12 protein-coding genes are annotated in these 14,193 nt (G+C 69.7%); 3 read left to right on the top strand and 9 right to left on the bottom strand.

From position 1 onward, the window contains the following. Positions 1–587 precede the first annotated feature (587 nt). The 8 genes from DB30_RS24295 to fni form a co-directional block, all read right to left on the bottom strand. Positions 588–1,496 carry an AAA family ATPase gene (locus DB30_RS24295; RefSeq protein ID WP_052553055.1) on the bottom strand — a complete coding sequence of 303 codons (909 nt, stop codon included), beginning with the start codon at positions 1,494–1,496 and terminating at the stop codon, positions 588–590. A gap of 56 nt (positions 1,497–1,552) precedes the next feature. Then, positions 1,553–2,872 carry an FG-GAP-like repeat-containing protein gene (locus tag DB30_RS24290; protein ID WP_146660400.1) on the bottom strand — a complete coding sequence of 440 codons (1,320 nt, stop codon included), beginning with the start codon at positions 2,870–2,872 and terminating at the stop codon, positions 1,553–1,555. Between the two features lie 65 nt (positions 2,873–2,937). Beyond that, positions 2,938–3,876, bottom strand: a complete 939-nt coding sequence (locus DB30_RS24285; protein ID WP_052553048.1) for a phytoene/squalene synthase family protein — start codon at positions 3,874–3,876, stop codon at positions 2,938–2,940. A gap of 4 nt (positions 3,877–3,880) precedes the next feature. Continuing rightward, a complete protein-coding gene (gene hpnC, locus DB30_RS24280) occupies positions 3,881–4,861 on the bottom strand; it encodes a squalene synthase HpnC (protein WP_146660396.1) in 981 nt (326 codons plus the stop codon). 40 nt (positions 4,862–4,901) lie between these two features. Then, a complete protein-coding gene (locus DB30_RS24275) occupies positions 4,902–7,220 on the bottom strand; it encodes a hydroxymethylglutaryl-CoA reductase, degradative (RefSeq protein ID WP_165703925.1) in 2,319 nt (772 codons plus the stop codon). Between the two features lie 5 nt (positions 7,221–7,225). Continuing rightward, positions 7,226–8,245 (bottom strand): diphosphomevalonate decarboxylase, encoded by a 1,020-nt coding sequence (mvaD, locus tag DB30_RS24270; RefSeq protein WP_052553044.1) that lies wholly within the window; start codon positions 8,243–8,245, stop codon positions 7,226–7,228. Beyond that, positions 8,242–9,213 (bottom strand): mevalonate kinase, encoded by a 972-nt coding sequence (gene mvk, locus DB30_RS24265; RefSeq protein ID WP_052553042.1) that lies wholly within the window; start codon positions 9,211–9,213, stop codon positions 8,242–8,244. The genes mvaD and mvk overlap by 4 nt, the downstream gene beginning before the upstream one ends. A 4-nt stretch (positions 9,214–9,217) precedes the next feature. After that, positions 9,218–10,267 (bottom strand): type 2 isopentenyl-diphosphate Delta-isomerase, encoded by a 1,050-nt coding sequence (fni, locus tag DB30_RS24260; protein ID WP_052553039.1) that lies wholly within the window; start codon positions 10,265–10,267, stop codon positions 9,218–9,220. Positions 10,268–10,428: 161 nt separating this feature from the next. Between fni and DB30_RS24255 the strand changes: the two genes are divergently transcribed. From DB30_RS24255 to DB30_RS41645, 3 genes are all read left to right on the top strand, one after another. Next, positions 10,429–10,932, top strand: coding sequence for a hypothetical protein (locus DB30_RS24255; RefSeq protein ID WP_052553037.1), 504 nt, complete (start codon positions 10,429–10,431; stop codon positions 10,930–10,932). A 9-nt stretch (positions 10,933–10,941) separates the two neighbouring features. Next, positions 10,942–11,868 (top strand): tRNA glutamyl-Q(34) synthetase GluQRS, encoded by a 927-nt coding sequence (gene gluQRS / locus DB30_RS24250; RefSeq protein ID WP_052553036.1) that lies wholly within the window; start codon positions 10,942–10,944, stop codon positions 11,866–11,868. A 77-nt stretch (positions 11,869–11,945) separates the two neighbouring features. After that, entirely contained in the window at positions 11,946–12,638 is a 693-nt protein-coding gene (locus tag DB30_RS41645; RefSeq protein WP_205633051.1) for a glutaredoxin domain-containing protein, read from the top strand. A 170-nt stretch (positions 12,639–12,808) separates the two neighbouring features. Here the strand turns inward: DB30_RS41645 and DB30_RS24240 are convergent, their stop codons facing one another. Beyond that, positions 12,809–14,173, bottom strand: coding sequence for a protein-disulfide reductase DsbD family protein (locus DB30_RS24240; RefSeq protein ID WP_052553035.1), 1,365 nt, complete (start codon positions 14,171–14,173; stop codon positions 12,809–12,811). Positions 14,174–14,193: the final 20 nt, after the last annotated feature.

The raw sequence follows: 14,193 nt of genomic DNA, 5'->3' as shown, positions 1-14,193 counted from the left end.
CCACGCCCAACCCACACGGGGGACGGAACCCTCTCCGCGTGTCCAGATCGGAGAAACCGCCCGAACCCAGCCAAGCGCCCAAAGGCCGCAGCCGACCTCAACCCGGCGTATCTACGCACGTGGAGATTAGCGAAGAGAAGCGCGGTCGGGCCAGTGAGGCGAGACGAGAGGAAGCGGGGTCACGAGACTGAAGTAGACCTAGCCGAGTTGAGGTCGGCTGCAGCCCGGGCGCGGTCCCCACCGGCACGAAAACCCCCACCAAACAACCACCCAACCCTCCAAAAAGCTCGCAGACCCCCGCACCACGCCACGCCCAACCCACACGGGGGACGGAACCCTCTCCGCGTGTCCAGATCGGAGAAACCGCCCGAACCCAGCCAAGCGCCCAAAGGCCGCAGCCGACCTCAACCCGGCGTATCTACGCACGTGGAGATTAGCGAAGAGAAGCGCGGTCGGGCCAGTGAGGCGAGACGAGAGGAAGCGGGGTCACGAGACTGAAGTAGACCTAGCCGAGTTGAGGTCGGCTGCAGCCCGGGCGCGGTCCCCACCGGCACGAAATCCCCCACCAAACAACCACCCAAAACCCCTCAAAACCGCCCCCCCAAAGACACCCCCAGTCCCCCTCGAAAAACCCCAACCCCGATCCCACTCAACTCCGCACGCCGAGCCTTCCGCTTCTTCTCCGCCGCCCCCCCAACCGCGAGCAACGGAAGCCCCGCCGCCAGGAACACCCCCGCCACCAGCGACCCGGTGATCATCAACGCGTTGCCGGTCTCGCCCCGCGAGATCGCAGCCTCGCGCGCCAAGATGTCGGCCTCGAGCGGAAGCTCGCCGACCCGCGCCTGCGCCCCGCCAGCAAGCACGATCCCCGTGACGAGCAGCCCCACGCCGCCAAACCCGAGCGCGGTCAGACCCGCCCCCGCGCCGATCATCGCCTTGTTGCGCCGGGCCTCGCGGGCGTCGGCTTCCTCGTCGAACTTGGGCCGCATGCGCTCCGCGAGCTCGGCTTCGCGGCGGGCTTGCTCGGCCTCCCACGCCGCGATCTGCTCGTCGATCTCGGCGATCTGTTCGTCGATCTTCTCGCGCTCGATCACGGCCTGGTCACCGTAGAGCTCATCGACCTCACCGAGGTAGCGGCGCAGAATCTCCCTCGACTGACGCAGGTGCTGCACGTCCTTGTCGATCTCGAACCATTTTTGCTGCGCGCGGGCGACGTTGTAGATGAGCTCGGCCTTGATCTGGCGGTTCTCGTAGCTGGGCGGGATCAGATCGTAGGCCTCGAGCCAGAAGCTCACGGCCTCGCCGTACTCGGCGGCGGAGTAGCGGGTGACGCCAGCGTCGAACAGCTGCCGGGCCTCGTCTAGCGCTTGGGCCGACGGATCCTCTGCGAGCTCGTCTTCGTCGCCCCCCGCTGGCGCGGCGTGGGCCCCGATCGGAGCCAGCGCCAGCGCCAGCGAGACGACGCCAGCCGCGAGCGCTCGGATCGCCGTCGTCATCGGAGTCGACGTCGTCGACGTCGGAGTCGGGTTCGTCATCGAGATCGTCATCGAGATCAGTTCTCCGAGGGCACGACCGCGACCACGCCGTTGGCGTTGCCGATCACGAGGTCCGGGACATCGTCGCGGTCGAAGTCCGCGAACATCAGCGCGCGGGGAGCCGCCGCGACGTCGATCGTCACGATGTCGGGGAAGCTGCCGCCGCGGTTGATGTGAACGGGGAGCTTGTCCTCCTGAATGTCGGCGACGACGATGTCGGGCCAGCCATCAAAATTGACGTCAGCGGCGATGCCCGAGATCGGAAAGTCGCCCCCAGGCAAGCTGGCTTGCAGCTCCAGGCTGCCGTCGCCGAGGCCACGGTAGACGCGGACCTCGGCCGCGACGTCGGTCTGGTTGAAGGGCGCCGAGACGAACACGACCACGTCCATGTTGCCGTCGCGGTCGAAGTCCGCCGTTGCGACGTCCCTGGGCACGAGCGGAGACTCGATCGGCAGGCGCGGCTGCGGTGTCAGCATGCCGGCGCCGTTGTTGAGCTCGACCCTGACGCTGGGATCGGTCTCGGAGATCAGGACCACGTCGAGATCACCGTCGTTGTCCATGTCGACGGGCGGGGCAGGGCGCGGGGAGGGGAGCGTGACGAGCAGTCGCTCGGGCTCGAAGCCAACGCCGGGGCTCGAGAGGAACAGCGCGAGCGAGCTCGACTGCTGCCCGCCAACCAGCAGATCGTCGCGCCCGTCGCCGTTCATGTCGGCGGCGTGGATCGTGCGGACCTGCAGGCTGATGTCGATCTCTTCGATCACGGCGACCGGGGCGACGCCAAAGTCGTAGGCGATGACCAGCTGCGAGGGATCGATCAGCGGATCATTGGGGAACACGGCCAGCGCGATGTCGCTGGTGCCGGATCCATCAAAATTGCCAGAAGCCGCCTGGGGGACCCGCCCGTCGCGCTTGTTCTGGGGATCGAGCGCGTTGATCGCCTCGAAGTTGTCTTCGTCGGGGACCAGGGCGTAGACATCCCAGCACGAGACACCCATGGCGGTCGGCGGCCCCGCCATGGGTGGGTTCGCGCAGTTGCTGTTGACGGTGGCGATCAGCAGCGGCGAGCCGTTGCCCTCGGGGTCGAAGGCCAGCAAGTCGGTGACCTCGCCGAACACGTTTTCCTCGGACGAGGCGCCAAAGCACAGCTCCCCCGGCTGGATCGTGCCGTCGCCACACACCCCGCACACCGAGTTGCGGCAGCTTTGATCGAGCCCGCACTGCAAGTCCGCCTCACACACGGCGCCGATCGTCCCGACGCCGTCAAAACAGGAGAGGCCGCCAAGCATGCTCAACATGCCAGCGACGAGGGACGCGCGAGAGCGAAGCCGTGGGCTCACGAGCGCACTGTAGCTGTTTTCAGCTCGCCGTGGGCTTGTTGTCCGGTCTGGGCGCGAGGCCTGGATCAAACCAGCGCAGCTCGGACAGCGCGCGCGCCGGGGAGCTCGAGCGGGAGACTGGTCAGCACCAACGAGATCGCGGCGACCTTGAGCTTGTCGCGGCGACGCAGGCCCGCCCGGTGGGTGAACACATCGAAGCGGCGGGCACGAAGCTCGATCAGCAGCTCGTGGTAGGTGCGCCCCATGATCTCGGCGGCCAGCAGCGGGCGCAGGTTGGCGATGTTTGGCAGCTCCGCCCACGCCTTTTGGTACTCGGACTCGGCGATCTCGGCGAATTCTTCGGCCATCGCCAAGAACCGCCGATCGTAGGTGCAGCGCAGCGTGTCAGCTTCGCTCAGCCCGTGGCGAGCGAGTAGATCGATCGGCAGGTACACGCGCCCGCGCGCGGCGTCCTCACCCACGTCGCGCAAGATGTTTGTGTACTGCAGGGCCAGCCCGAGGTGCTTGGCGTAGCGCTGCGCGAGATCGGACTGATCCCCGAAGATCCCAATGCACAAGATCCCCACGCACGACGCGACCCGATAACAGTAGAGCTCGAGGCTGGCGAGATCCGGGTAGGTCGTGATGTCGAGATCCATCGCGCAGCCCGCGATGATCTCGTCGAACGCGTAGCGGGGCAGGGCGAAGTGCTCGATCGTGTCAGCGAGCGCCCGCCCAAGCTCGGTCTGGATCGGACCCGAGCGCTGGTAGATGTGGGCGATCTCGGCGCTCCACATCGCGAGCCCGGCCTCGGCTTCGGCGCGGCCCTCGGAGCCAGGCGGGCGGTCGTCGACGATGTCGTCGACGACCCGGCAAAACTCGTAGACCTGGGTCAGCCCCTCGCGCTGGGCGGGACTCAAGAACAAGAACGCGAACTTGAAGTTCGACGACGAGCGCGCGGTCAGCCGCCGCACGAACGACCCGGTGCGCTCGATCAGCGCCTGCACGTCGAGCGCGAGCGGCACCGGCTCAGACCTCGCCCCGCACGAACCGGCGGCCAAACGTGAACAGCGATCGGCCCGCGATGTCGACGACGTCGCGCTTGTCGAGCGTGGGTCGGTAATCCAAGACCTCGTAGTCGCGGGCCTCGATTACGTCGAGGATCTTCATGCCGCCGCGCCAGGTCGCCTCGAGCTCCAGCGAGAGCCCCGGCGAGACCTTGCGGATCAGCGGGCGACCTCGCAAGAACATGGTCCGCACCCGCGCGCAGGAGAAGCGCATGAGCTCTTTGAACTCCGCCGTGTGGCGACCTGACTGCAGCTGATCCCAGGTCACGCCAAAGTGGATCAGATCTTCTTGCGGGATGTAGCAGCGCCCGCGCGGGATATCGACGCTGAGATCCTGCAAGAAGTTGGCGATCTGCAAGGCCGCGCAGATCTCATCGGAGAAGCGATGCAGCTCGGGCTGACGGTGGCCGTGGACGTACAACACCAGCTGCCCGACCGGCTCGGCCGAGTGCGTGCAGTACTGGCGCAGCTCGGCGAACGAGGCGTAGCGGTGCTTGGTCAGATCCATGCGGAACGCCATCAGCAGCGCCTTGAACGGACCGATCGGGATGTTGTGGCGGCGCACGGTGTCGCGCAGGGCCATGAACACCGGGTGCTCGACGTCGCGGTGGTAGCAGGCCTCGAGGTACTGCTCCCACGCGTCGATCGCTTGCCGGCGGCGACCCTCGAAGCGGGGCTCGTCGGCGAAGTCGTCAGCGGTGCGGGCGAAGGTGTAGATCGCCCACAGGTGGGGTCGCAGCGGCGCAGGCACGAAGCGCGAGGCGACCGGGAAATTCTCGTAGTGGCTGGTCGCGAGGCGCTCGCAGAACCGGTACGCGGCCTCTTTGGTCCACGGCCCCGGCGGCGCGCCGTCGGGGGAATCGGGGAGCGCGTCGACCTCGTCGCGTGGATGCGCGAGGGGGACCGCGAACAAGCGCGGTGTGGTGTGGGATCCCGTGGCCATGATCGTGAGCGTCTTTGCGTGGGGGGAGGGGCGGGTCGCGTCAGTCGTCGCCGGCGCGGAGCTGACCTAGCAGGGCTTCGGCCCTCTCGGGTTTGATCTCGCCCACATCGATCAGCCGCTGGGCGATCGATTCTACCTCTGCGCCACGTGCGCCTGCTGCCATGGCGACAGTCCGGGCGTGCAGGGACATGTGCCCGCGTTGGATGCCCTCCGTGGCCAAGGCTCGGAGCGCGGCGAGGTTGGACGCGAGCCCCGCGGCGGCCATGATCAGCCCCAGCTCGCCGCCGGTGGGTTGCCCGAGGATGTCTAGCGCCAGCCGCGCTGTGGGGTGGGTTCGCGTCGCCCCGCCCACGGTCCCGACCGCGGTCGGGATGCTGATCTCGCCGTCGAGCGCGATCGTGCGGCCAGCCTCGTCCGCGACCGCGCGCCAGGTGGCGAGCGGGCCGTACTGCCCGTGCTTGACCGCGAACGCGTGGGCCGACGCCTCCATCGCTCGCCAGTCGTTTCCGGTTGCGAGCACGACCGCGTCGACGCCGTTCATGATCCCCTTGTTGTGGGTCGTGGCCCGATAGGGATCGAGCTCGGCGAAGCGCGACGCCTCCTCGATCCGCTCGGCGACCAGCGGACCGTCGATCTCGTTGGCGCGCAGGACCGCGGCCGGGACCCGACAGCTGACGTGCGAGGCCCGACGATCGGCGAGGTTGCTCAGGATCCGCAGCACGGATCGCCAACCGCTGAGTTGCTCGAGCCTGGGCGCGATCGCTTCGGCCACGGTGTTGAGCAAGTTGGCCCCCATCGCGTCACGGCAGTCGACCAGCATGTGGACGACGATCGTGTCGGCGTCGAGGATCCGAATCTCCATGCCACGCGCGCCGCCGCCACGGGCGAGCAGCCGCGGGTGCGAGTCATCCGCGAGCTCGAGCAGCGACTGCTTGGCCTCGCGGACCTGCTCGGCGACGTCATCGATCGGCTTGTGGCCAACCCGGACCAGCTGGACCTGGGCGATCATCCACGGCGGATCCGAGAACCCGCTGAAGCCCCCGCCCGCGCGGATCATCTTGGCAGCGTTCGAGGCGGCCGCGATCACCGAGGCCTCCTCTACGCACATCGGGACCAGGTAGTCGCGGCCGTTCAGGCAGAAGTTGGTGGCGATCCCCAGCGGCAGCGCCAAGAAGCCGACCACGTTCTCGACCATGTGGTCCGCGGTCTCTTCGTCGAGCGCGGTCGCGTTGGCGTCGTCGAAGCGCCCGGGCTCGAGCCCGGTTGCGAGCGCGACGGCCTCGCGGCGCTGGGCCACGCTGCGCTTGAACAGCCCGTGGATCCGCGAGTTGACCGGCGGGCGCGACTCGGCGCGCAGACCAATGGCGTCGGTCTCGAGCTTGCGGACCAGGGCGATGTCGTAGCGGTGATACAGATCCACGGCGACGCGATCGAGCTGCGCGCTGTCGCGAGCGAACACCACGACCAAGTCGCCGCCGCCGGCCCCCGAGGGCTTCGCGGCCAGCTCGGCCCACTGCGAGGCGCCGAGGATCGTCTCGATCCGCTCGGACATGATCGAGGTCTTGGCGACCGACTGCAGCCCGCGCAGGCCCTCGTTGTGGGCCGCGCAAGCCTCTTGGATCATGCCGAAGGCCGTCGCGGCGTGGGCCTGCTCGTCGAGCGCGGACTGAAACCGCCGGCTGGCCGACGCCAGCTCGGTGATCGCCAGCTCGTAGCTGGCTCGATCCCGCCGCGCCCCGGCCTCGACCGCCTTGACCAGCGAGCCCGTGCTGGCTGGCGCGCCCGCGTCGAAGAAGCCGATCGTCAGCCAGCTCGGCAGCGAGATCGGCTGAACCCCACCACCGAGCGCGAACCGGACCGTGCCACCGTAGACCGCCGTGGCCACGTCGGCCCCGCTGCCGCGGCCCTCTTGCGCGATCGTGTGGGCCTCGCGGGCGATGCCCATCGCCGCTTGGCGAACGAAGGGGGCGTTTAGATCCAAGCCGGCCGCGCGCAGGTACCAGCCAACGACCGCGGCCGTGACCGCGGCGCTCGAGCCCAGCCCGAGCTTGCGGGCCCCCGTCGTGAACCCGACGGTGGTCACGACGGGCAGCGTGTCGAGCTTGCGCAGCTCGGGGGGGAGCTCGTGGTCGTGGGCCCGCAGCCACGCGCCGACGCGCTCGACCGCAGCGGCGACGAACGGGCTGCCGGGATCGGGCCGCTCGCCGTGTTGGTCGCGCGGCGTGTGGGCGTGGGCGCGGACATCGACGGCCGTGACCACGGCCTCGTGACCTTCGAGCACGGCGTACTCGCCGATCAGGAACGCCTTGCCTGGCGCCGAGACGGGGCCAAACGTTGGACCTTTGTTGGAGGGGGTCATGGGCATCACAGCAGCTCGAGGCTCGCGTCGGGACCCGGCGCCACGATCTGGACCTCGTGCACGCCTGCGACCTCGCGCAGCTGCTGGGCGAGCGCGGCGGCGTGGGCAGACTCGCACAGGACCTTGACGTGGGGCCCCGCGTCCGAGGTCACGAACCCCCGCGGGCCGCCGGCTTCACGAATGGACCAGACCGCGCGGATGACCTCGAGGGTCGCGCCGTTCCAGTACATCAGCGGTGGTTGGGTAGCGAGCATGCACGCGTGCATCTTGAAGCAGGAGTGCTCCATGACGGCGCCCAGCGGCTCGAACGCGCGCGCGGCCAGGGATGTCTGGGCGGCGTCGAGGTCGGCGGGGGAGGTCTCGACCCAAGCTGGGTAGTAGGGCGAGGTCAGCCGCGACGACTCCATGCCGCCGGTTGAACCAACCTGCTTGGCCCCGCGCGCGGTGTGGACGACCAGGAGCTTCAGGTCCCAATGGTCGGCGCCGTGCAGCTGACGCGCGAGGCAGTCGCTGCCGTCGCCGCGGCTGCCCGCGTCGAGGCGCACGAACCCACCCCACAGTGACCGCGCCGCGCTGCCCGATCCCATGCGGGCCCACGCCGACAGCTGCGCGCGAGCGGGCCCGTCCAGTTGGTCGCAGATCCCGAAGCTGCCGGCCGCCGCGATCGTGAGGGCCGCGAAGCCCGAGGCCGAGCTGGCGAGCCCGGCCGCGGTGGGCAGGTGGTTGGTCGAGCGGACCGAGCATGGCGGCCGCGCCCCGTTCAGATCTGCCAGCCGCCACACGCGGTCCAGGTGCGCGAACACCTTGGCAGCGGGCTTGCCCCCAATCTGTGCCCCGTCGAGCTCGAACCCATCGGCCTGGGCCGGGCTGACCAGGGTCTCGCTGCGCAGCACATCCAGGGTCATCGACAGCGAGCCGACCGCCGGCAGGTTGAGGGCTGGATCGTCGCCGTCGCGCTTTCCCCAGTACTTGACCAGCGCGATGTTGGAGTGGGCGGTGGCCCGGCATGGACGTGGCTGGCTCATGGTTGGCCTGACTCGATCTCGACGAAGAACGGCGCTGAGGTCAGCGCGGGAAACTCTGCGCGCAGGCCCGTGACCACCGCCTGCGCGGCGGCTCGAGTGTCGCACAGGGCGATCACGCAGCCGCCTCCGCCCGCGCCCGTCAGCTTGGCCGCGAGCGCGCCGTGGCGAACCGCGGCCGCGCACAGCAAGTCGAGCTCGGGCAGCGAGACCCCGAGCGCGGACAATAGCTCGTGGGCCACCGTGGTCAGCTCGGCGAGCACGTGCAGCTGGCCAGCGGTCAGGGCCGCGCGGCCGCGCGTGACCAGCTGGCCGAGCGCGCCGATCACCGGATCTATCACCGTTGGCAGGCGATCGCGCCGCATCCGAACCCCCGCCACCAGCGCGCCGGTCTGACGCGGGATCCCGCTGGGGATCACCACCAGCGAGACCGGTGCACCGAGCTCGATCGGCTCGCCGCTGCCGCTGGCCCCACGCTCGAACGCGACCACCCCACCGCGGGCCGCGACCGCGCTGTCGAGGCCCGAGGGCGTGCCGTGAAACACCCGCTCGCCGACCAACGAGGCCGCGACGACCTCCTCGAGGTCGGGCTCGGCGCTGGCTTGGGGCCCGAGCGCGAGCCGGGCCAGCGCGACCGTCAACGCAGCCGAAGAGCCCAAGCCCGCGCGACATGGGATCCGGGCCTCGCCGTCGATCCGCCAGCCGGTCACCGGCCCATCGCAGTGGGTCAGCACCTCCAGGCAGGCCCGCGCGACCGGGTGATCCGTGTCGGGCGTCAGCCGCAGATCCAGCGCCCAGCTCGGGACCGACAGCTCGATCGCGGCGCCGCGGTCGGGCAGGGGGGTCGCGTGCAAGGTCAGCCCGCGCGCGAGCCCAGCCGCGAGCGCCGGCTGTCCGTACACCACCGAGTGCTCACCGAGCAGGATGACCTTGCCGCAGGCGACGGCCGAACGCTGGAGCTCGAGCGTCATGACGTCAGGGCTGCCAACGCGCGAGGTCGGGCCCGAGCATCAGCTGCGCCCGCTGCAGCTCGGCGACCGTGCGCGAGCCGGTCAGCAGCATCAGCGAGCGGACCGTGGTGATGACGCCGCGCAAGAACTCGCGGGCGCCGTCGATCCCCCCAGCGCGGTGGGCCTTGAGCACCGGCGCCGCGAGCCCGCCCGCGGTCGCCCCAAGCGCGACGGCCTTGGCCACGTGGGAGCCCGTGCGCAGCCCGCCCGTGGCGATCGCCTTGACGCCCAGGCCGCGCAGCTGCAGCACCGAGGCCGCCGTTGGGATGCCCCAGTCCCACAGCTCTTGGGCCAGGCGCTTTTGTTCTTCGTCCTCGGCCCGGTGGGCTTCGACCGCGACCCAGCTGGTCCCACCCGCGCCCGAGACGTCGAAGTGCTCGACCCCGGTCGAGCGGATCATCTGCGCGACGCCCCTCGAGATCCCGCAGCCGGTCTCTTTGGCGATCACCGGGATCCCGAGCTCCGAGACCAGCCGCCGAAACAGATCGAGCCCCCCGCCGAAGTCCCGGTCCCCGCCAGGTTGGACGATCTCCATGGCCGGGTTGAGGTGGATGCACAGCGCGTCGGCCCCCACGTCCGCGCACAGCTTGCGGATCTCGGCCGTGCTCATCTTGCGGGCCTGGACCAGGCCAAGGTTGCCGAACAGCAGCAAGTTCGGCGCCCGGTCGCGGACCTCGAAGGTCCACGCGGTCTCGGGTCGCTCGAACATGGCCCGCTGGCTGCCAAGGCCCATGGCCAGGCCAAGCTCGTCGGCGACCTGGGCCAGATCCTTGTTGATCTTCGCGGCCTCGTCGGTCCCGCCGGTCATCGCCGAGATCACCACGGGCGCCGCCAGGGTCTTGCCAAGCAGCTCGACTCGCGAGTCGACCTCGTCCGCGTGCATCTCTGGCAGCGCGCAGTGAACGAGATCGCACTGCTCGAACAGGGCCGTCTTCTCTCGAAAACCGACGTTGTCACCCGCGCACAGCGCCAGGTGGTCTTTCTTTCGCTGCGAGATATCGAGCCGGTCCGCCACCCGCCGCAAATGCCACCTTTTCGCGGACGCGACAACCGTTATCCGGGCCCGCTCGCGGGTGGCCTTGTGATCCAGTCCACAACGCTGTCCGCGAGCGGGGGTGCAGCCCTCGCTCCGAGCTGACAACTGCCGGGGAGGCAGCTGGTACGCTCACACCAGCGATGGACGAACCACCTCCTCAACCTCCCGCGCCGCCGCCAAGCGACGCTGCCGACGTCGACTCACTCGATGGCATCGTCAACGCGCTGTATTCGTCGGTCTCGTTCGATGACGGCCGCGGCCCCGACTGGGATCGCTTTCGCGGCTTGTTCGACCCAAACGCAGTGATGGTGCGGGTCCAGCCCGGGGTCTCGGAGCGGACCGATCCCGATCACCGCGAGGTCAGCTCGATCGAGGACTACGTCGCGCGCACCAACGCCGCGGTCGAGAGCGGCGCGCTCACGGCCTTCACCGAGCGCGAGCTGACCCGTCGGACCGAGGTGTTCGCGGATCTCGCCCAGGTGTTCAGCACCTACGAGCGCAGCGCCGACGCCGGTGAAGTGCGGCGCGGCATCAACTCGCTGCAGCTGGTCCGCCACGGCGAGCGCTGGTGGGTGGTGTCGCTGGCGTGGACCGACGAGACCGACGGCGGCTTGCTGCCGAGCCGCTACCTCCCGCGGCCCTGATCGAGTTCCATGACGGTCGTCGGCCGCTACGCTCCAAGCCCAACCGGGCGCCTGCACTTGGGCAACGCGCGCACGGCCCTGCTCGCGTGGCTGCAGGTCCGCGCGGCGCGAGGCCGGTTCGTGCTGCGCGTCGAGGATCTCGATCCGCAGCGCAGCCGCCCCGAGCACGAGGCGCGACAGCTCGACGAGCTGCGCTGGCTGGGGCTCGACTGGGACGAGGGCCCCGACGTGGGCGGTCCAAACGGCCCGTACCGCCAGTCCGAGCGCGGTGAGGTGTACGCGGCCGCGCTCGCCCGACTCGACACCTTCGCGTGCACGTGCACCCGCAAGGAGCTGCGCGAGGTCGCGTCTGCACCCCACGGCGCCGATCCGATCTATCCGGGCACGTGTCGGGTCGCGCCCAGCCACCCCGGTCGGCCGGCCGCGCTGCGTTGGCGGGTCCCGCCTGGCGAGGTTTGCTTTGACGATGGGATCGCCGGTCGCTGGTGCCAGGACGTCGCGGCCGAGGTCGGCGAGTTCGTGCTGCGGCGGGCCGACGGTGCCTGGGCCTACCAGCTCGCGGTCGTCGTCGATGACGCGGCGATGGGCGTGACGCACGTGCTGCGTGGGGCGGATCTGATCGACAGCACGCCGCGCCAGATCCTGCTGGCGCGGAGCTTGGGTCTGACGGCGCCGAGCTTCGCCCACGCGCCGCTGATCCTCGGCGCCGACGGCAACAAGCTCAACAAGCGCCACGGCGCCCCGGATCTGTCGGCGCTGCGGGCTGCGGGGGTGGATCCGCGGCGCGTGGTCGCGGCGCTGGCCCGCTCGGCAGGGCTGCTGAACCCGGCCGATCAGCACGAGCACGTGGCGCCACACGAATTGATCGCGAGCTTCGATCTGCGCCAGGTCGGCCGCGATCCGGGTCCGCTGGTCGAGCTCACGCCGCTGGCGTAGCGCTTCGAGTCGGGCGGCTCGGATCCGGACGGCTCGCTGACACCAGGCGAGCGGGCCCGCTATACTCCGCGCTCGTCATGCTGCCCCGCGCCCCTCGAACATCCCTGCGCGTCCATCTTGTCTCGCTGTCCGTGGTGGCCGCCCTCGCGTGCGGGCCCGAGCGCCCGCCCCAGCCCGACGCGGCCGATCGCGCGACGCCAGCCCAGGCCGAGCCGCCCGTGTTCGACCCCAACAGCGACCAGTTCGTGCTCACCTACGCCGGCGAGCGGGGGGTGTTCGCCGACTGCACCAGCGTCGCCGAGGTCCCCGCCGAGGCCCGCGAGCGCGTCGGCGTGAACGTGTTCGGGGCCGCCGCGCCAGCCGGAAAGGTGTGGGTCGCCAACCTCGACGCCCCGCTCCCCGACGGCCGCTTCGCCCTCGAGATGGTCGCCCGCGACGAGTTCGAGACCACCGTGCTCGGCACCGGCCGATCCTCGGTCTACGCGATGCCCACCGACCTCGAGTCGCTCGAGCAGATCGCCAACCGCGAGGCGCCGATCATCATCTACAAGACCTCCTGGTGCGGGGTCTGCAAGCAGCTCGAGAAGTACCTCGATGGCAAGGGCGTCGAGTATGTGGCCAAGGACATCGAGAAGGACCGCACCGCCGCGGCCGAGCTCCAGGCCAAGGCCAAGGCCAAGGGCGTCCCGACAGGTTCGGTGCCGATGATCGACATCGGCGGCGAGCTGCTGCGCGGCTTCGACAAGAAGGCGATCGACAAGCTGCTGTAGCGCCCACGTTCAGGCGAAGCCGCCAGTTTCGGAGGAACCGCTCGGATCATGTTCGGGGTGATTCCCGAAGACCCTCACGGGTCAGGATCGCAGCCGTGGATGGAAGGGTCCGCAGACCCTCCGCGAGATCGTCACGCCGCGGCCAGCGTCGGTCGAGGCGCTGGCACGAGTCAGCCGCGCTGACAGATGCCCGCGCTGGGATCCGGCGCGCCCGTGCCCGACAGCCGCTCGAGGAACGCTGGCGCCTCGATGAAGGTGGTCACGTGCACCGCAGGCTCGGGCTGGGGCTTGCCGGCGCGGACGTCGGCCATGCGCTCGCCGAGGCCGGAGCCCGCGGTGTAGACGACCACGCTCGGCAGCTCGGCCGCGTGAAACGCCGACTGCATGGCCTGCTGCTCATCGCTGGGATCGCTGACGTCGATCTTGATCAGCTCGTACTTGGCCAGCTCGGCCTCGACCTCGGGGGCCGCGAAGGTCTTGGCCTCGAGCTCGTGGCAGGGGTTGCACCACGACGCGCCGAAGTCGATCAGGATCGGCTTGCCGGCTTCGTCGGCCCGCGCGACCGCGGCCTCGAGCTCGTCCATGGTCTGGACCTCGTGCCAGTCGGCGGTCAGCTCGACGTACAGGATGTTGTTGAGCATCAAGACTGAGCCAAAGCTGGCCACGGCCACCGCCGTGCCCTTGATCAGCTTCTCACTGAGTGGCCCGTGGAAGCTGCGGTGCACCGCGCCGGCCGCGACCCCAGCCACAGTGAGCCCAAGGCCCAGCCACAGCCCCCACTGCGGGTTGATCACGAACCCCGAGAGGGCCGGGCTCAGCGGCCGCAAGAAGTAGAACGCCATCACGATCAGCGCGATCCCAAACACGCTCTTGATGTGATCCATCCACGGTCCGGGCTTGAACAAGCTGGCGCCAAGGGCCACCGCGAAGAACAGCGTGCCCATGCCCAGGGCATAGGTGAACAGCAGCGAGCCGCCGTACAGCACCCCGCCTGGGCGATCCGCCGAGACGGCGATATAGGCCAGCAGGTTGAGCAGCACCGGACCCGTGCAGGGCGCAGACACCAAGCCGCTGACCAGGCCCATCAAGAACGCGCCGAACGGACCCGCGCCGCCAACGTTGGCCAGCTTGTTCTCGAGCGCCGAAGGCAGCTGCAGCTCGAACGCGCCAAACATGCTGGCCGCGAGCGCGAGCAACACCAAGACCAGCGGACCCACGACCCACGGGTTCGCCAGCCAGGTCCCAAACCCGACGCCACCAGCCGCGAGCGCGACCCCAACACCCAAGCTGGTGTACAGGGTTGCCATGCCCATCACGTAGGACGCCGCCAAGAACAGCGCCCGGCCCTTGCTGACCCCCTTGGCCCCGAACACCGCGACGGTCACCGGGATCAGCGGGTACACGCAGGGCGTCAGGTCGACGAGCACCCCTTGGCCGAAGGCCCACGCGTAGGTGCCGAGGCCCCCGCACTCTGACGAGGCGTTGGCGAGCAGAGGTCGAAGCAGGTTCGGGTCGATCAAGTTTTCCCAGGTCATGGGCGAGCAAAGCATACGCT

Origin of the sequence: Enhygromyxa salina (genome assembly GCF_000737335.2) — a bacterium.
Taxonomy (GTDB): Bacteria; Myxococcota_A; Polyangia; order Nannocystales; family Nannocystaceae; genus Plesiocystis; species Plesiocystis salina_C.
This window is presented reverse-complemented; position numbering and strand designations above follow the sequence as displayed.